The organism is Tropicimonas sediminicola, from assembly GCF_900188335.1.
Taxonomy (GTDB): domain Bacteria; phylum Pseudomonadota; class Alphaproteobacteria; order Rhodobacterales; family Rhodobacteraceae; genus Tropicimonas; species Tropicimonas sediminicola.
This window is the reverse complement of the sequence record NZ_FZOY01000002.1, coordinates 53459-71015: the sequence shown is the minus strand read 5'-3', so window position 1 is coordinate 71015 and position 17557 is coordinate 53459. Positions and strand designations below refer to the sequence as shown.

Annotated in this window: 17 protein-coding genes; 4 read left to right on the top strand and 13 right to left on the bottom strand. The window is 67.3% G+C overall.

Annotation, left to right across the window (positions count from 1 at the left end; genetic code table 11):
* Nucleotides 1-23: 23 nt before the first annotated feature.
* Nucleotides 24-1538 carry a class I adenylate-forming enzyme family protein gene (locus CHB86_RS04575; protein ID WP_089231751.1) on the bottom strand — a complete coding sequence of 505 codons (1515 nt, stop codon included), beginning with the start codon at nucleotides 1536-1538 and terminating at the stop codon, nucleotides 24-26.
* A 268-nt stretch (nucleotides 1539-1806) separates the two neighbouring features.
* Here CHB86_RS04575 and CHB86_RS04570 point away from each other — a divergent pair, with 268 nt between their 5' ends.
* Nucleotides 1807-2442 (top strand): helix-turn-helix domain-containing protein, encoded by a 636-nt coding sequence (locus tag CHB86_RS04570; RefSeq protein WP_089231749.1) that lies wholly within the window; start codon nucleotides 1807-1809, stop codon nucleotides 2440-2442.
* A 24-nt stretch (nucleotides 2443-2466) separates the two neighbouring features.
* Here CHB86_RS04570 and CHB86_RS04565 read toward each other — a convergent pair whose 3' ends face one another.
* From CHB86_RS04565 to CHB86_RS04515, 11 genes are all read right to left on the bottom strand, one after another.
* On the bottom strand, nucleotides 2467-2706 hold the full coding sequence (locus tag CHB86_RS04565; RefSeq protein WP_089231748.1) for a hypothetical protein: 240 nt from the start codon (nucleotides 2704-2706) through the stop codon (nucleotides 2467-2469).
* 236 nt (nucleotides 2707-2942) lie between these two features.
* Nucleotides 2943-3563, bottom strand: coding sequence for a TetR/AcrR family transcriptional regulator (locus CHB86_RS04560; RefSeq protein ID WP_089231747.1), 621 nt, complete (start codon nucleotides 3561-3563; stop codon nucleotides 2943-2945).
* Nucleotides 3556-4428 (bottom strand): polyphosphate kinase 2, encoded by an 873-nt coding sequence (ppk2, locus tag CHB86_RS04555; protein ID WP_089231745.1) that lies wholly within the window; start codon nucleotides 4426-4428, stop codon nucleotides 3556-3558. Before ppk2 ends, CHB86_RS04560 begins: the two co-directional genes overlap by 8 nt.
* A gap of 41 nt (nucleotides 4429-4469) precedes the next feature.
* Complete coding sequence (locus tag CHB86_RS04550) at nucleotides 4470-5372, bottom strand: alpha/beta fold hydrolase (protein ID WP_089231743.1); 903 nt, start codon at nucleotides 5370-5372, stop codon at nucleotides 4470-4472.
* Nucleotides 5347-6273, bottom strand: coding sequence for a homoserine O-acetyltransferase MetA (gene metA, locus CHB86_RS04545; RefSeq protein ID WP_089231741.1), 927 nt, complete (start codon nucleotides 6271-6273; stop codon nucleotides 5347-5349). The genes CHB86_RS04550 and metA overlap by 26 nt, the downstream gene beginning before the upstream one ends.
* A gap of 41 nt (nucleotides 6274-6314) precedes the next feature.
* Nucleotides 6315-7190: an ATPase gene (locus tag CHB86_RS04540; RefSeq protein WP_089231739.1), complete on the bottom strand. Its 876-nt coding sequence runs from the start codon at nucleotides 7188-7190 to the stop codon at nucleotides 6315-6317.
* A gap of 414 nt (nucleotides 7191-7604) precedes the next feature.
* Entirely contained in the window at nucleotides 7605-8834 is a 1230-nt protein-coding gene (locus CHB86_RS04535; protein WP_089231738.1) for an OmpP1/FadL family transporter, read from the bottom strand.
* Between the two features lie 121 nt (nucleotides 8835-8955).
* Entirely contained in the window at nucleotides 8956-9840 is an 885-nt protein-coding gene (locus CHB86_RS04530; RefSeq protein WP_089231736.1) for a DMT family transporter, read from the bottom strand.
* 244 nt (nucleotides 9841-10084) lie between these two features.
* Nucleotides 10085-10366, bottom strand: a complete 282-nt coding sequence (locus CHB86_RS04525) for a putative quinol monooxygenase (RefSeq protein ID WP_089231734.1) — start codon at nucleotides 10364-10366, stop codon at nucleotides 10085-10087.
* Entirely contained in the window at nucleotides 10357-11922 is a 1566-nt protein-coding gene (gene guaA, locus CHB86_RS04520) for a glutamine-hydrolyzing GMP synthase (protein WP_089231732.1), read from the bottom strand. The genes CHB86_RS04525 and guaA overlap by 10 nt, the downstream gene beginning before the upstream one ends.
* 178 nt (nucleotides 11923-12100) lie before the next feature.
* Entirely contained in the window at nucleotides 12101-13027 is a 927-nt protein-coding gene (locus tag CHB86_RS04515) for a LysR family transcriptional regulator (protein ID WP_089231730.1), read from the bottom strand.
* A 96-nt stretch (nucleotides 13028-13123) separates the two neighbouring features.
* Between CHB86_RS04515 and CHB86_RS04510 the strand changes: the two genes are divergently transcribed.
* Together CHB86_RS04510 and CHB86_RS04505 are read left to right on the top strand one after the other, a co-directional pair.
* Nucleotides 13124-14125 carry an NAD(P)-dependent alcohol dehydrogenase gene (locus tag CHB86_RS04510; RefSeq protein WP_176442770.1) on the top strand — a complete coding sequence of 334 codons (1002 nt, stop codon included), beginning with the start codon at nucleotides 13124-13126 and terminating at the stop codon, nucleotides 14123-14125.
* A gap of 113 nt (nucleotides 14126-14238) precedes the next feature.
* The gene (locus CHB86_RS04505; protein WP_089231727.1) at nucleotides 14239-15780 is read left to right on the top strand and encodes a trimethylamine methyltransferase family protein; all 1542 of its coding nucleotides are present in this window, start codon (nucleotides 14239-14241) and stop codon (nucleotides 15778-15780) included.
* A gap of 58 nt (nucleotides 15781-15838) precedes the next feature.
* Here CHB86_RS04505 and CHB86_RS04500 read toward each other — a convergent pair whose 3' ends face one another.
* A complete protein-coding gene (locus CHB86_RS04500) occupies nucleotides 15839-16132 on the bottom strand; it encodes a DUF6477 family protein (RefSeq protein ID WP_089231726.1) in 294 nt (97 codons plus the stop codon).
* Nucleotides 16133-16339: 207 nt separating this feature from the next.
* Here CHB86_RS04500 and CHB86_RS04495 point away from each other — a divergent pair, with 207 nt between their 5' ends.
* Nucleotides 16340-17491, top strand: coding sequence for a DUF6456 domain-containing protein (locus CHB86_RS04495; protein ID WP_089231724.1), 1152 nt, complete (start codon nucleotides 16340-16342; stop codon nucleotides 17489-17491).
* Nucleotides 17492-17557: the final 66 nt, after the last annotated feature.

Here is a 17557-nt window from a genome sequence, read left to right as displayed (position 1 = left end):
GGCGGGAGCCCTGCGGGCCGGGGTCAGGAACGCAGGCGCAGGCTCTTGCGGTCGATCTTGCCGTTGCCGGACCGGGGCAGGGCCGGCAGGTGGGTGAAGAGGCGGGGGCACTTGTAGCGGGCGAGCCGGTCGGCGGCGAACGCGGCGAGCGCTTCCGAAGGCAGCGCTTTCGGGCCGGTGTAGAAGGCGCCGATGACCGTCGTGTCCGCCTTGACCTCGATCTCGACACAGGCGGCTTCGGTGATGCCCGGGTGGCTGCAGAGGACCGCTTCGACTTCCAACGGGGAGACGCGGTAGCCGCCGGCATTCATCATGTCGTCGGCCCGGCCCAGATAGGTGACCGCGCCGTCCCCGGCCATTGAAGCCGTGTCTCCAGTCAGGAACCAATCGCCGCGATAACGGCCCTCCGTTTCGAGATCGGCATCGAAGTAGCCGAGCATCAAGCCGGGATCGCTGCGGTGGATCGCCAGCGTCCCGGGCGTGCCGCGCGGCACGGGCTGCCCCGCGGCATCGAGAACCGCCAGCCGCCGGCCCCTTTGGGGATAGCCGGAACTGCCGGCGGGCGCGGGGCGAGCGGGGCTGCCGGACAGGTAGGTCGAGCATTCGGACATGCCGAGCGCTTCGTGTACCTCCGTCCCGGTGGCAGCTTGCCATGCGTTGCGGAGCGCGTCCGGCATCTTCTCGCCGGCCGACACGCCGTGGCGCAGCCTTGGCAGGTCGAGGCGGTCGACGCCACGCAGCATCTGGCGATAGACGCCCGGCGCGGCGGCAAAGATCGTCGCGTCGTGGCGCTTGAGCAGAAGCGGCACCTGGTCGGGCGTCACGCCGGCGGCGGGGATCAGGGCGGTGGCGCCGATCGCCCACGGATCGAGCAGGCCGGTGCCGAGCGTGTAGGTCCAGTTGAAGGCGCCGGCGTGGAGCAGGCGATCGGATTGCTGCAGCGCGTACCAATCCTCCCACATCATCTGCCGGGCCCAGATCGCGCGATGGGCATGGACGACGCCGCGCGGCCGACCGGAGGTGCCGGACGTATAGACGATATAGGCGGGCCGGTCGGGCGACCCCATCGCCGGCGGGCATGGCGGGGTCGTCTCCATCTCGCGGAGGGCGAGGGCAGGGAGCAGCCGGGCGTCGCTTCCGTCCGGCAGGGCCACGTCGGGCGCGGCGACGATGGCGGCGGGGCGGAGTTCGGCGGCGATGGCGGTGATCTCGGGGGAGGTCAGGGCGGCCGAGGTCGGCACCGGGATGATCCCGACCCAGATCGCGCCGAGAAAGGCGAGGGGGAACTCGACCTCGTTCCCGAGGCGCATCAGCAGTCGGTCGCCCGGGGTGAGCCCCGCGGCCAGCAGCCCCGCGCCGATACCCTCGACCGCCTGCGCCAGCGCCCCGTAGCGCCACCGCGACGCACGGGACGGGGAGACGATGGCGAGCGCCGTCTTGTCGGCAAGCCGGTCGGCCTGCGCCAGCACATGGGCGGCGAGGTTGAAGGAGGGGGGCGGGGGCACGGGGGCCGTCTCGAAATAGACCGAAGATGTCATGTCATTCGGCTAGCGGAGGCGGACGCGTGGGGCAAGCTCCGGAAAGGCCGGAACGTCAGCCGAGACGCGGGGACGGAGCCAACGGCGGCCGGCTCCCGCCCGTCGTCGACGCATCGGAGATGCGCCTCCTCCCGTTGGGCCGGGCGCGCCTTCGGCGCGCGCGGCGTCGCCCGGATTGCGCCCTCCGTGGCCAACGCAAGACTGCCTCGGTGCAGCCCTCCCGCAGCCGCGGATTGAAATGCGGCCGGGCATCCCCTATGACCCGTCCATGACCGACCAGAGTTATCCCTCCGACCCGAAGCAGCTCATCCGGATCGCGCGTGAATCCGGGCAGGAGGAGCGCGTCGAGCCGCTCGACCTCGGTGAACGGGTGCGGGCGCTGCGCAAGGCGCAGGGATGGACGCTGGAGCAGGCGGCCGGACAGGCCGGACTGGCGCGTTCGACGCTCTCGAAGATCGAGAACGGGCAGATGTCGCCCACCTATGACGCGCTCAAGAAGCTCGCCGAGGGGCTCAACATCTCGGTGCCGCAGCTCTTCACGCCGCCGCCGAAGGTCGAGGCCAACGGGCGCATGGTGGTGAACAAGTCCGGTGACGGCGCTGCCCATGCGACGGCCACCTATGAGCACGAGCTGCTGGCCGACGGGCTTACAAGCAAGAAGATGCTGCCGTACCGGGCGCGCATCCGGGCGCGGTCGATGGACGAGTTCGACGGCTGGGTGCGCCACGAGGGCGAGGAGTTCCTGCTGGTCCTGACGGGGGTGATCCGGCTGTTCACGGAGTTCTACGCGCCGGTCGACCTGGGCCGCGGCGACAGCGCCTATTACGACGCGACGATGGGCCATAACGTGATTTCGGTCAGCCAGGACGACGCCACGATCCTCTGGGTGACGTCGCTCACCTGATCTGTCCCTGGCCGTATGCGGGGCTTACTCGGCAGCGCAGGCGAAAACGCTCACATCCCGCGTCGCGGCGCCGGGCATCAGCCGCAGTTCGATCGCCTCGGCCCCCTCGGCCTCGGTCAGATCATGGGTATCGGCGATGTACTCGGCCAACAAGCGCCGGTTGCCGCGAAACCGCGCCAACGCCACCGGATCGGCATGGGGAAAGAGGTCGTGAAGCCGTTCGAGCTGTCCGTGCCAATCCTGCAGGATATCGCTCCAAGTCATCACCATCCTCCCCATGGCTGTGCTTGTCTGAACGTCAGGATACCCGAGAAATGCTGCAATGCGGAAGAGTTTCCCGAGAGCAATTCGGCGAATCGCGTCAATCCATTGGCGGAACGGAAGAAAATGCCTCTCGCCACGGGCAGGGAACTGCTGGAATACCAGATGGTTAGCGCGAACATCGGAGCGCCGTCCGTGACGAATCCGCCCTGCGATGATTCGCGCAGCCGGGCGGCGGATCAGCTGTCCGGAGGAAGCAGGCCGAGACCGCGCAGGTAGATCCCGATGCCGGTCTCCAGGAGGTCGTCGGCCGGGAAGGGGGCGCGGCTGCCGGGCGCGCCGCGGGCGTAGAGTTCGACCACGCCGTGGCTCATCGCCCAGATATGGGCCGAGACCATCTGCGGCGGCGGCCGGCGGTCTGCGGGGAGCTGTGCCATGAGGCGCTCGGCTGCCTGCTCGAGGATGCCGGTGGCCCGCTCGGCCGCCTTGGCGAGCTGCGGGTCCGACTGCAGCGACAATCCGGCCTCGAACATCGCCTGGTAATGGCCGGGATACTTGCGGGCAAAGGCGAGGTAGGCGCGGCCGGTGGCCTCGAAACTGGCGAGCGCCGAGGGCTGCCCCTTGTCGAAGGCGTATTCCATGAGATCGGCAAAGATCTCGAACCCCTGCCGAGCGATTTCGGTCAGCAGATCCTCGCGCCCCTGGAAGTGGCGATAGACCGCGGCCGGGGTCACGCCTGCGTCCTTCGCGGCTTCCGAAAGCGAAAAGCCCTGCGGTCCCTTCTGTTCGATCAGCCCGAGCGCCGCATCGATCAGCGCCTCGCGCAGATTTCCGTGATGATAGCCCCGTTTCTTAGGCATGTATCAGGGCAGGGCCCCCGCAAATGAGATGATCCGGCTTCCCGACCACCTTCTCCTTCTTTCCGTCATAGTCGATCTGGCTCAGCACGAGACGGATCGCGGCGATGCGGGCCCGGCGCTTGTCGTCGGCGCGGATCACGGTCCAGGGGGCATAGATCTCGTGGGTGAGGTGCAGGGTCTCCGAGATAGCCTCGGAATACTCTTCCCAGAACCTGAGACCGTCGACGTCGATCTTGGATAGCTTCCACTGCTTCAGCGGATCATGCTCGCGCGAAAGCATCCGGTTGAGTTGCTCGGCCTGGCTGATGTTGAGCCAGATCTTGAACAGCCGTATTCCATCCTCGACGATGAGTTTCTCGAAATCGGGGAGCTGCTTGAAGAATGCCTGCCGCTCCTGTTCCGTACAGAAGTCGAACACCTTCTCGACAACGCCCCGGTTGTACCATGACCGGTCAAACAGGCAAATCTCGCCGCCCGCCGGCATCTGTTCGATGTACCGCTGGAAATACCATTGCTTGGCTTCGCGACTGGTGGGTGCAGACAGCGCAACCACGCGAGCCGAGCGCGGATTCATGTGCTCCATGAAGCGCTTGATCGCGCCGCCCTTGCCGGCGGTGTCGCGGCCCTCGAAGACGATGGCGATCCGCTCGCCAGCTCGATGCGCCCAGGCCTGCAGCTTCACCAGTTCGATCTGCAGCTTGTGCAGCGTGTCTTCGTATTCGTCGCGCCCCATCCGCTGCTGGTAGGGGTAGCTGCTGTTGAGGATCGGCTTGCCTTCGGAACCCTTGATCGCCTTGCGGACGCTTTCCGGGGCACTTTTCTTGTAGAACTCACTGATGGCACCATCGAAGGGCAGGCTGGACATCGAATTTCCCTCTTTTTTTCCAGTATGTCCGTGGATGGAGTTCAGTTCAATCCGGCCCGGACCGCTGCGCTGCGGATCGCGGCCAGCGTTGCATCCGGGGCAACGTGATGAGGCATGTGCCCGATGCCGGGCAGTTCGGTGAGCCGGGCAGTGGGCAGCAGACGGGACATCGGGTGGGCATGGACCGCAGCCGGAACGATCGTGTCGGCGGTGCCGTGGACGATCTCGACCGGGACAGAAAGGCCCGGGTAGCGGCGCGCCATGGCCGCGACATGGGGTTTCAGCCCCGCCACCTGCCGCACGTTGCTGCGCAGGACGGCCGCGCGGCGCAGGGTGAGCGGGATGCCGACATGCTCGAGGTATCCGTCGGGGGGCTGCTGTGGGGCGAAGATCGAGGCCACGGAGTTCCGGGCGTAGCTGTCCGGCAACCAGCCCGAGACCAGCGGCACCACGGTCGCGGCGCCGAAGGTCGTGGAGGCGATGCGATACCACGGCCCGAGATCGCCCGGCCAGGGCATGGTGGCGCCGGCGAGCGTGACCACCGCCGCCACGCGTTCGGGATGCTCCAGCGCCCAGGCCATTGCGACCGAGCCGCCGAAGGAATGGCCGACAATCACCGCCCGGCCGAGGCCCAGCATCCCCGCGGCGGCATCCAGCACCGCGGCCTGCTCGGCGGGGCTCTCGCCGTCGGCGTGGAGCGGATCGGAATGGCCGAGTCCGGGCCTGTCGAAGGCGGTGACGCGGAAATCCCGCGCCAGCCGCCCGACAAGATCGAAGGTGAAATCGCGCAGGTTCCCAGAGGCCCCGTGCAGCAGTACCACGTCGGGTCCGCTGCCGGTGGTCAGGGCATGGACCATGCCGCCGCCGACCGGCAGAAGCCGGCCGATCGGCGGGTAGCCGAGGTCCGGCCCACCGCCGTTACCAGTGCCCGGTGCCGATGGCATTCAGGTCGAACGGCGTGGTCTGGTAGATCTCGTTGATCCAGTTGCCGTAAAGCAGGTGGGCATGGCTGCGCCAGCGGTTGGTGGGCAGGTTCTGCGGATCGTCATGCGGGTAGTAGTTGACCGGCACCTTGATCTCGCGCCCCTCCGACACGTCGCGGTCGTACTCTTCCTTCAGCGTGCCGCTGTCGTACTCGAAGTGGTTGAAGATATAGAGCGCCCGGTGCTCGGGATCCTCCACCAGCGCAGGCCCCGTGTCGTCGGAGGACAGCAGCGGGATCAGCGCCGGCACGGCCTCGACCTCGTCCTGCCGAATCTCGGTCCAGCGGCTGACCGGCATCAGCAGGTCGTCCGAGAAGCCGCGCAGATAGGGCGAGGCGGGGGCGAGGTTTTGGTGCCGGAAACAGCCGAAGGCCTTGTGTTCCAGCATGTGCTTCGCCACGCCGTGGAAATGGTTGATCATCGCCATCCCGCCCCAGCAGACGCCAAGGGTGGAATGCACGTTGGTCTGGGTCCAGTCGAAGATCTGCTGCAGCTCGTCCCAATAGGTCACCTCCTCGAAGGGAAGGTGCTCGATCGGGGCGCCGGTGATGATCAGGCCGTCGTATTTCTCGTCCTGCACCTCGACCCAGGGCTTGTAGAAAGCCTCCATGTGCGCGGCGGCGGTGTTCCGCGTCTCGTGGGAGGAGATCCGGATCAGGTGCAGGTCGATCTGCAGCGGCGTCGCCCCGATCAGCCGGGCGAACTGCGTCTCGGTCTGGATCTTCTTGGGCATCAGGTTGAGCAGCGCGATGCGGAGTGGGCGGATGTCCTGCCGGGCGGCCCGGTCCTCGCCCATGACCATGACGCCTTCGTTCAGAAGGACATCATAGGCGGGCAGAGTTTCGGGCAGTTTGATCGGCATGGCTCTTCTTTCTGTTTGAGGCCGTTCAGATAGGTCAGGTCTCAGCCGCGCTCAAGGGCGCGCCCGACCAGCGAGATGAAAGCCTCGGGGCTGCCGGCCTCGGCGACCTCCTCGGCGGTGACGGTGACGCCCCAGTTCCGGGCCATCGCGGCATAGGCCGGCTGACGGGCCGCCATGGCGCGTCGATAGGCGAAACGGACGAAGGCGTCCGGGTCGACGGCCTCCTCGCAGACGCCGTTCTGCACGAGGAACTCGGTCCAGCAGGCCTCGGTGAACGGGTGGCGGTAGCACATCGGCTTGGGCGCGCGGTTGAAGCGGCGCACCAGCTCCTCGGCATGATGATCGGACCCCTTGATCCACACCAGCAGCATCGAGTCCGCAAGCGCGGTCAGGATCGGGTCCTCGGGGTCGGCCGGGTCCACAACCTCGCAAATCGAGCCGCCGGAATCGCAGACGAAATGCGGATAGCCGTAGATGTCGCTGGCCCGCTCGATGAAATGCGGCGTGTCGAGCAGGGCGGCCCGTTCGGCCACGTGGTGCTGCTCCTGCCGCTTGCGGTACTCCTCGATCGGCAGGCCGCCCTTTGCCTCGTCCCCCGGCTTGCCGAGATAGGTCGAGAGCGGCGCGAGGTTCTCGAAGGTGATGTTGGAGCCGATGTAGATCGAATCCGACAGCAGCAGCTCCCGGAGATGCGGCACCTTCATGGCGTGCCGCTTGAAGTCGTCGGAAATCAGCTCGCCCATGTAACGGGTGCCGATCCGGTAATCGACCGAGTAGTGGAACCACGCGCCATCGGCGCGCAGCATCCGGGACACATGCGTCTTGCCCAGCCCGGACATGCCGAAGAGCAGGATGCGTTTCTGCGGAGCGGCGGCCCAGGTGGCGGCGTCCGGATAGAGGCGGGGCGGGTAACTCATGGCCCGAGTGGTAGCGGCCCGGCCGGGTTTGATCCAGAGCGATTCGCCTGTGGTGCGCGGGTCCGGTGAAACGGCGCGGTCCTGCGATACGGCAGGACGTTCGCTCGGCAGGCACGGGAACGGCACCACGGGACGCCGAGGCCAAGGCATTGGCGGTGCGAAATCGAGACCGGCCGCGGGCGGTGGATCCGGGGGAGGCGCGTCGCCCAGACGCTGCCTGCCCATCCCCAGGTCACACGTCACCGGCTGGTGGCCGGTATGCGATCAGGGGAAGCTTCAGCGAATGGGTGGGGGCTTCCGGGGGCTATGCCAGTGCCGCAAGTGAGCCCGGGCGCGGATTGCCGAAACAGTCGAGGTGGGGCGTCGGTTGGACGGCCCCGCAAGTGAGGGGCCGTCCGGTCTGATTGGTGGCGATCAGAAGGCGTAGGCGATCCGCATGCCGAGCGACAGCGCGGTGTTGTCCTTGAAGTCCGCGCGCGCCACGTCCGGCGTGCCGGTCTCGGGCGTCGCGTCGCCGAGCCAGGTGTAGCGGGCGCCGCCGGAGATCTTGACGTCGCCCATGTCGTAGGAGGCGCCGAGCGCCACGGCCCAGAGGCCGTTTGAGGGCGCGAGCGGGGAGACGAGCTTGTCGGTTTCCGCTTCGTAGCTGACCGCGAACGATCCCGCCCACTGGTCATTGAAACGGCGTCCGAGGCCGATCTGGTAGGTCGTCGTGTCCTCGAGTTCGACGAGCCCGCCGCCGGTGGCGTTCACGAAGTTCTTCGGATCGATCCGGAACTCGCTCCAGTCCACCCAGCGAACCGAGCCAAAGAGCAGTGTGTCTTCCGCGATGCCGGTCTGCAGGTCGAGATTGACCGATTGCGGCGTCTTGACGTCGGTGGTCGAGGAACCTTCGTAGGGGTTCACGAGAACACCGCCGATGCCGGGGATGGTCACCTCGACGTTCGGACCGCTTTCCTTGGTCTTCATCTCGTGGGTGATCTCGGAACTGTAGGTCAGCGACGCCCGCAGGGCGATTTCCGGGATCTCGTAGGCCGCGCCGATGACATAGCCAAGCGCAGTGTCGCGGTCGAGGTCGACACTGTAGCCGTTGGCCGAGCGACGGGCCTCAGACGGCAGCGCCGGGTACATCGCCTCGGTCGGGCCATAGGCGAGGCCACTGAGGTCGATCTCGCCCTCGGCCGTCTGGATGCGCAGGCCGCCATAGGCGCTGAAACGCTGGTCGAACTTGTAGCGGACGAGCGCGGTGATCGCGTTGGTCTCGGCAAAGGCGCTGGTGCCGCCAAGCTCCGTGCTGCCCGGGTTTCCGGAATAGGAAACGTCGGCGCCATAGGGCTGGTCGAAGATCAGCGCGCCGGACAGCTTGTCGCTAAAGCGGACCTTCAGCGCGGTCCCGATGCTCCAGAAGCTGTTTCCGACATCCGAATAGCTGGTGCCGCTCGGCAACCCGGCTGCCGCGATCCCGACGCCCTTGCCCGACAGATCCGGGCTGGTCTGTGCGAAGGACAGCTCGAAATAGCTGCCGGTCGCGCCGCCTTCCTCGAACAGGACGTTGATCGATTGGCCGGTGCGATCGAGTCCTCCGGCATAGGCCCCACTGGCCATTGCCGCAATGACCGGAGCACCGGTCAGAAGCTTCTTCATGGTGGTCTCTTCCCTAGATTTTCAGTAATTGGCGCACGTTCACGCCGTCGTTTTTTGTCTTTTAGTCCGCAAACCCTATGAGCGGGTTTATGGCTGCGTCAATTTTGACGCTCCGTCACATTCAAGTCGCAGTTTCCGGTCTGCGGCTTTCGGGACGCACGCGCAGGTTGAGCCAGTTGGCGCCGAAAATGACCAGCGCACCGAGCACCACCATCGCGTCGACGGGTTCGGAATAGACAAGCAGCCCGATCAGAGCCATCACCGGCAGCCGCATGAAATCCATCGGCATGACCATGGCGGCGGGCGCGATGGCCAACGCGCTCGACAGGCAGAAATGCGCGGCGAGCCCGGTGACCCCGATCAGCGCCAGCCACGGCATGGCCCGTGCCGAGGGCAGGGTGATGTCGCCGTCGATTCCCGCGCAGATCAGCCCCATGACGGCCTGCATCAGGGTCAGCCAGAACATGATGCAGGTGATGGTCTCGGTGCGGGTCAGGCGCCGGGTGAAGAGGGCGGAGCCGGCAAAGCCCACCGCCGAGATCGCCACCGCCACCATCGCCGGCGAGATCCCCCCGACCTGCGGACGCACCACCATCAGGACGCCGACGAAGCCGATCAGCGCGGCCAGCGCCCGCACCGCCGTCAGCCGTTCGCCCAGCACCAGCGGCGCCAGCAGCGCGACCCAGATCGGCGAGGTGAATTCCACCGCGATCACCTGCGCCAGTGGCAGGATGGCAAGGGCATAGAACCACAGGTTCTGTGCGGTGAAGTGGCTGAGATTGCGCGCGAGATGCCACTTCATGTTGCGCGTGGTGACCTGCCCGAGCGCGCCGGCCGCGCCACCCACCACGAGCACGATCCCGAAGGAGACGATGGAGCGGTAGAGCAGTATCTCGAACGTATCATGCTCGAGCGACACGGCCCGCCCGGCCACGGCCATCAGCGAGAAGGAGGCGATGGCACCGCACATCCAGAGAGCAGCGCGCAGGGGATGGGCCTGGTACATTGGGGTCGCTTTCCGTGAACATGATGGGGGGCTGCCAAGGCGTTGCGCGAAATGGCGGCGGATGCAAGAGCGCGGTGTCGGAATCCCTGCGCGGCGGCGGCTTCCTGAAGTCATCGCATCCGGTGAAAGTTTGACGGGTCGTTTCGTCTCGTGAGCTGCCGTTCTTCGACGTCACTTCAGGAAGTGAGTGGAGGGCACTGAAATTTCGTAGAACTTTTGCCGCCAGCGCGCTGCGGCGCTCCGGTCAGGCGTCGGTTTCCTCGATCCGGTAATGGCGGGCGATGCCCTCGCTTGCGCTGGCCCAGTCCGACCCCGCGATACGCGCCTGGTGCGCCTCGAAGGCGGCACGGTCGACGAATTCCTCGGAAACGGTGAAGCGGCCCGGGACCTCCGGATCGGCCTGCACGTCGAACAGACGGCAGCCGGGCTCGGCGCGGGTGAGCCGGATGTGGTCGAGCAGGGCGCGTGTCACCGCCGCCAGTCGGTCGGCGGGCACGTCAAAATGCCCGGTCAGTCTCACTCCCACTCGATCGTTCCCGGAGGTTTGGAGGTGATGTCGTAGGTGACGCGGTTGATCCCCTGCACCTCGTTGATGATCCGGGTGGCGGTCTCGCCAAGGAAATCGTGGGTGAAGGGATAATAGTCGGCGGTCATGCCGTCGACGCTCGTCACCGCGCGCAGGGCGCAGGCATAATCGTAGGTCCGGCCGTCTCCCATCACGCCGACGGTGCGGACGGGCAGGATGGCGACGAAGGCCTGCCAGATCTCGTCGTAGAGACCGTGCTTGCGGATCTGGTCGATGTAGACGGCGTCCGCCTCGCGGAGGATCTTGAGCTTGTCGCGGGTGATCTCGCCGGGGCAGCGGATGGCGAGGCCGGGGCCGGGGAAGGGATGCCGGCCGATGAACCGCTCGGGCAGGCCGAGCTCGCGGCCGAGCGCGCGGACCTCGTCCTTGAACAGCTCGCGCAGCGGTTCCACCAGCTTCAGGCCCATCTTTTCCGGCAGGCCGCCCACGTTGTGGTGCGACTTGATGGTGACAGAGGGGCCGCCGGAGAAGGAGACCGACTCGATCACGTCGGGATAGAGTGTGCCCTGGGCCAGGAACTCGGCGCCGCCGACCTCGTTGGCATGCTCCTGGAACACGTCGATGAAAAGCCGGCCGATGGTCTTGCGCTTCACCTCGGGGTCGGTGACGCCTTCCAGTTCGCCGAGGAACCGCTCGGAATCGTCTGCCGCGATGAGGGGGATGTTGTAATTGTCCCGGAACATCGAGACGACTTCCTCGGCCTCGCCCTTGCGCAGCAGGCCGTGGTCGACGAAGACGCAGGTCAGCTGGTCACCGATCGCCTCGTGGATCAGCACGGCGGCAACGGAGGAATCGACGCCGCCGGAGAGGCCGCAGATGACCTTTCCGTCGCCCACCTGCTCGCGGATCTTGGCGATCGCCTCCTCGCGGTAGGCGCCCATGGTCCAGTCGCCCTTGAAGCCCGCGAGCTTCACGAAGTTCTCGTACAGGCGCCGGCCGTTCGGGGTGTGGTGCACCTCGGGGTGGAACTGCACGGCATAGAAATGGCGCTCGGTGTCGGCGGTGATGGCGAAGGGCGCGCCGGGCGAGGTGCCGTAGACCTCGAAGCCGGGCGCGATCGCGCTCACGTGGTCGCCGTGGGACATCCAGACCTGCTCGCGCCCGCCCTCGAACCAGCCATCGAGGATGGAAAGCTTCGCCTGCGCCGGGGTGACGTAGGCGCGGCCGAACTCTGCCGTGGCGTGCTCGCCCGCTTCGACCTTGCCGCCGAGGTCCTGCATCATCACCTGCTGGCCGTAGCAGATGCCGAGGATCGGCACGCCCAGCGTGTAGGCGGATTGCGGCGGGCGCGGGCTGCCTTCGCGGCAGACCGAGTCCGGACCGCCCGAGAAGATCACCGCTTTCGGCGCGAAATCGGCCAGGAAGGCGTCGGTGACGTTCTGGTAGGGGTGGATCTCGCAATAGACATTCAGTTCGCGCAGGCGACGGGCGATGAGCTGCGTCACCTGGGAGCCGAAGTCGATGATCAGGAGGCGGTCGTGGATCTGGCTGGTCATGGCGCCTGACTAGGGTGGCTTTGGGTTCGGCGCAAGAGGTCAGCGCATGTCGCTGCCCCTGGACGGAAACGATCTTTCTCCGAAAGATCGCGGCGGTGGCAGCGAGAGCTTCGATGGCCCCTCGGTCCGGGGCTTCTGTCAGCGGTGTCCCGGCTACCCGGGGGGCGGTCGTCGGACCTTATACCGGAGCGCTGTCCTGCGAGATGTCGGGACCGCCGGGCGTGGCAAGAAACTCCGCGAGCAGGTCGAAGACCGTGCGGACCCGGCGCGAGGTGGCGAGGTCGCGGTGGGCGACGAGCCAGATCGGGAATGTGATCGGCGGCAGGTCGGGAAGGACCCGCGCGACCGCGGGGTCGGCTTCACCCAGGGCCGTCGGAACGACGCCGATGGCCGCGCCCTGGCGGATCAGCTGCCAATGCACCACGTGGTCGGCGGTCACGATCGGGAAGTTGCCTTCCTCGAGCGCGAGGCCGAGAGCGTTCAACTGCTCCCGGTAGCGTGGGCCGTGGTCGAAGCCGATGAAATCCGCCTGGCTCAGCGATTCCAGCGTGACGGGTGTCGGCAGCCCTGCGATGTAGCCTGGCGTGGCATAAAACCGGGCGGTGTCGTCGCGGATCTTTCGGGCGATCAGCGCGGGGTCTTCCGGCCGCGTGTTACGGATCGCGATGTCGGCCTCGCGGCGGCGCAGGTCGCTCAGCGCGTTGGAGGCCAGGATTTCGACCGTGATTCCGGGATAGAGCTTTCGCAACTGGGCGACGAAGGGCGGCAGGAGGTAGGCCGAATACAGATCTGACGCGGTGAGACAGATCGGCCCTGCGATTTCCTCGCTCTGTCCGCTGGCGGCCAGCGAGAGCCGGGTGGCCGCGGCGCCCATCGCCCGGGCGTGTTCCAGCAGTTCCAGCCCCGCCGGAGTGGGGGTCAGCCCGCGGCCGGCCCGTTCGAAGAGCGCGACGCCGAGTTCCTGCTCCAACGCCGACACCTGCCGTCCCAGCGTCGGCTGGGCGACGTTGAGGGCGCGGGCGGCGGCCGAGAGCGAGCCTTCCTCGGCGGTGACGAGAAAGGCGCGGGCGCGGTTCCAGTCGAAGGTGACCGATCTCCAATCCATGCGAATATGCATAGCGATTCGACAGATTCGGTCAATTCACCGGATCCCTTCGCATGGATTATTCAGGTGCCAGGACAAGGATCGTGGAGCCTGGTTATGAAAGCGGTGGTTTACAGAAACTACGGAGGGCCGGAGGTCCTTTCGCTGGCGGAGGTTCCGTTTCCGGTACCCGGCGAGCGAGAGGTCGTCGTGGAGGTGGTCGCGGGGTCGGTGACGACCGGCGACTGGCGGCTGCGCGCGGCGGCCTTTCCACCGCCGTTCCGCCTGATCGGGCGGCTGATGTTCGGCCTGTGCCGTCCCCGCAAGACGGTGCTTGGCGGGGAGTTCGCCGGCCGCGTGGTGGCGGTGGGCAGCCGCGTGACGCATTTCCAGAAAGGCGACGAGGTGTTCGGCTTCAGCGCGTTTGGCGCCCATGCGGAGCGCGTCCTGCTGCCGGAAGACGGGGCGATCGTGCACAAGCCTGCCGATCTTGGCTTCCACGAGGCAGCGGCGCTGCCGTTCGGCGCCACCTCGGCGCTCGTGTTCCTGCGGGACTTCGCCGAGGTCCGGCCCGGCGAATCGGTGCTGGTGCTGGGAGCCTCCGGCGGGGTCGGGGCCTATGCTGTGCAGATCGCCCGGGCACTCGGTGCGCGGGTCACGGGTGTCTGCAGCGCGGCCCATGCCGATTTCGTGGCCGGGTTGGGGGCGGAGCGAGTGATCGACTATCGCGCGGAGGATTTCGCGGCGTCAGGAGAAAGCTGGGACGTCGTGCTCGACACCATCGGGGTCACCACGCTGGCGAAGGCCCGCCCGGCACTGACGCAGGAGGGGCGCTTCGTGCCGCTGAACATGGGGGCGCGGGACATTCTGCACGCCCTGACCAACCGGTTTCGGCGGGGGCCTTCCGTTCGGGTCGGGGTGAACGAGGATCGACGGGAGTACCTCGAAGACCTGCTCGCGATGATCGCGGCCGGCCAGCTTCGCCCGGTGATCGACACGATCTACCCCCTGGAGCAGATCCGCGCCGCCTATCGGCACGTGGAATCGCGCCACCGGGCGGGTGCGATCGTCCTCGATGTGGAGGGGAGCCTCACCGACGCGGAGGAACTTGCCGCCTGATCCGGACAGGCGCCCGGATGTCGCATTTGTCCTCCACAGGCCGCAAACTTTCGCTGAGAACGTGCGGCGAGAGGGTAGATACTGGTCGAACAGGATCCAGACGAGGGCGAGACATGTCGGAAGCAGCAGGGCGGCGGCGCGGGCGCAGCGGTGGCGGCGGGGCGGCCCGACGGGCGGAGCGCTCGGCGGTCCGGATCGAATGCGCCAAGGTGATCGAGCGCCGTATTCCCGACGTGGAGATGCTGACCGCGGAGGTGCTCGGGATCATCGAGCACAATGCCGAGATCGTGCTGGAGGAGATCGGTGTCGCCTTCGTCGAGAATCCGGGCGCGCTGGAGCGCTGGCGGCAGGCCGGGGCGGATGTGCGGGGCGAGCGGGTGCATATCCCGCGCGGTCTGGCCCGGCAGCTCTGCGCCACGGCGCCGGGCAGCTTCATCCAGCACGCGCGCAACCCGGAGAGGTCGGTGGAGATTGGCGGGCGCAACCTCGTGCTGGCCCCGGTCTACGGCCCGCCCTTCGTGCGCGACCTCTCTGGCGGGCGCCGCTATGCCACCATCGAGGATTTCCGGAACTTCGTGAAGCTCGGTCACATGACGAAATGGCTGCACCATTCCGGCGGCACCGTCTGCGAGCCGACCGACGTGCCGGTGAACAAGCGGCATCTCGACATGCTGCTCGCGCACATGACGCTGACCGACAAGCCCTTTATGGGATCGGTCACCGAGCCGAGCCGGGCGCAGGATTCGGTCGACATGTGCGATATCCTGTTCGGCGGGCTGGACGGGCGGACGGTGATGACCTCGCTCGTCAACATCAACTCGCCGCTCACCTTCGACGCCACGATGATGGGCGCGCTCGAGGTCTATGCCGCGGCGAACCAGGCCTGCATCATATCGCCCTTCATCGTCGGCGGGGCCATGGCGCCGGTCTCGGTGGTGGGTACGCTGACGCAGGTGCTGGCCGAGGTGCTGGCCGGCGTCGCCTATTCCCAGCTCATCCGGCCCGGCGCGCCGGTGATCTTCGGCGCTTTCGTCACCTCGATCGACATGAATTCCGGCGCCCCCACCTTCGGCACGCCCGAGGCCGCGCAGATCACCTATGGGGCGGGGCAGCTTGCGCGGCGGCTCGGGCTACCGTACCGCTCGGCGGGGTCGTTCAACGGTTCCAAGCTGCCGGACGCGCAGGCGGCCTATGAATCGGCCAACTCGCTGAATGCCGGTCTGATGTCGGGCGTGAACTTCATGCTCCACGCCTGCGGCTGGCTGGAGGGCGGGCTGGTGGCCTCGTTCGAGAAATACGTGATGGATGCCGACCAGCTCGGGGTGCTGCACAAGCTGGCCGCCGGAGTTTCCGGCGATGAGGAGGCCCAGGCGATGGACGCGATCCGCGAGGTGGGGCCGGGCGGGCATTACCTCGGATGCGCCCATACCCAGCGGCATTTCAAGGATGCCTTCTGGCGCAGCGACCTGCTCGACTACAAGCCGTTCGAGACATGGGACGAGGAAGGCGCGCGCGATACCGCGACGCTGGCCTCGGCGCGGGTGCGGCGGCTGCTTGAGCAATACCAGCCGCCGGAAATGGACGCGGGCCTGCGGGAGGCGCTGGACGCCTTTGTCGCGCGTCGCAAGGAAGAGATGCCCGACGCCTTCGTGTGAGTGGGCTCCGGCGTCGGGGCGGGCGGGAGCAGGGGCTGGCCGCTCCCGGTAGGCTTGGTCAGGCGGCGGCGGTGGTTCGCAGCCAGAGCCGCGCCTCGGCCATCAGCGCGATCAGGATGTCGACATGGCGGGCCGGGGAATAGCCGGCGTCACCGCTGCAACGCCTGTGTTCGAGATCTTCTTCCAGCGCCAGCAGACGGGGTAGCACCCGGCCGGAGCTGTCGGCAACATCGCCCCGGGTGATCCGCTTCAGGTCCCGGCCGCGGTTGTAGGACGCCATGCCCATCCGTGCGGCGCGGAGCAGAAGGCGCGGACGGCGGAGGTTGGTGAGGGTCGTGGAAAGGTCGTGCATCGCTGGTCTCCGTGAATGTGGCAAAAACGTGGCACGACTTCCGGCGGTGTTGCGGTCTTGTGGATAAGACCGCGCGCGGCGCTTAGAATTGTTTGCGAATTTTAAACAATCCTGCCGGCAGGTTCTGAAATTAACCTGTGCGTAACCAATTCGCCGGATTTTTTCCGGGCGAGGATAACGGAAGGCAGGAGACGTCAGGGGGGCAGCATGGAAGGCCAGTCAAAAGAAACTCCGGCGGGCGACGTGCCCGGATGGGTGCCACAGGCCGCGATGCATTACCTTCGGCATACCGAGCAGGGGCTCTCGATCCGAGAGGTCGCCCGCGCCGAGGGATGCCATGCCTCGACCATCCTGCGCCGGATCCGCCGCTTCGAGCAGCGGCGGGACGATCCGTTGGTGGACGAGGCGCTCTCGAGCCTCGGCGCACGGCATTTCAGGACCGAACGATCCAATCGCCCCGGACCTGAGGAGCCCTTGCCCATGACTGCCCACTTCCCGATGCCCACCGACGCGCCCAAGACGGTCTGCGACGAAGCGACCGTGACGCGCGAGGCCCGCCGCATCCTGCGGCGCCTGTCGGAGAGCGGCGCCGTCCTCGCCGTTGCCGCCGACATGGAAAAGGCCGCGGTGCTGCGCGAGATGCCGGATGGGCGCACCACCCGGACCGCCGTGGTGGACCGCGCGGTGGCGCAGGCATTTGCGTTGAAAGAGTGGATCGGCTGCCGCAATCCGGGGCGCGTGGCCCGCTACACGATCACCGCGGCCGGCCGGTCCGCGCTCAAGCGGATGCTCTCCGAGGACGGGACGTCCGGCGGTTTCGCGGAGGCGGCGACGCCCTTCGGCGATCAGCACCGCGACTGGGGCAGCAAGGTCGTGCTGGACAGCGACGAGGGCGGCGCGCCGCGTCGCCGCCGCGTGCGTTACAACATGGCCGAAAGCCCGGTGGTGACGCTGGCGCGCCGCCGCGACCGGGACGGCACGCCGTTCCTTGAGCCCGAGCACGTTGTCGCCGCCGAGCGGCTGCGCGAGGATTTCGAACTGGCGCAGATGGGGCCGCGGGTGGCCCAGAACTGGGAGCGTTTCCTGACCGGCGGCGCCCGCGGCGGCTTCGGATCGGGCGACCCGGCCTCCGGCCCCTCCGGCGCCCGGGACCGCGTGGCCCGCGCGCTGCACGAACTGGGCCCGGGACTTGGCGACATGGTGCTGCGCTGCTGCTGTTTTCTGGAAGGGCTCGAAGCGACCGAGCGGCAGCTCGGCTGGTCGGCCCGGTCCGGCAAGATCGTCCTGCGCATCGCGCTGGCGCGTCTGGCGCGGCATTACGAGGAGACCTATGGCCCGGGCCGCGGCATGATCGGCTGACACTGCACTCCAAGGGTCGAGAGAAGTCACAGGGCCACCCGGCGGGTGGCCCTTTTCCGTTGGTGC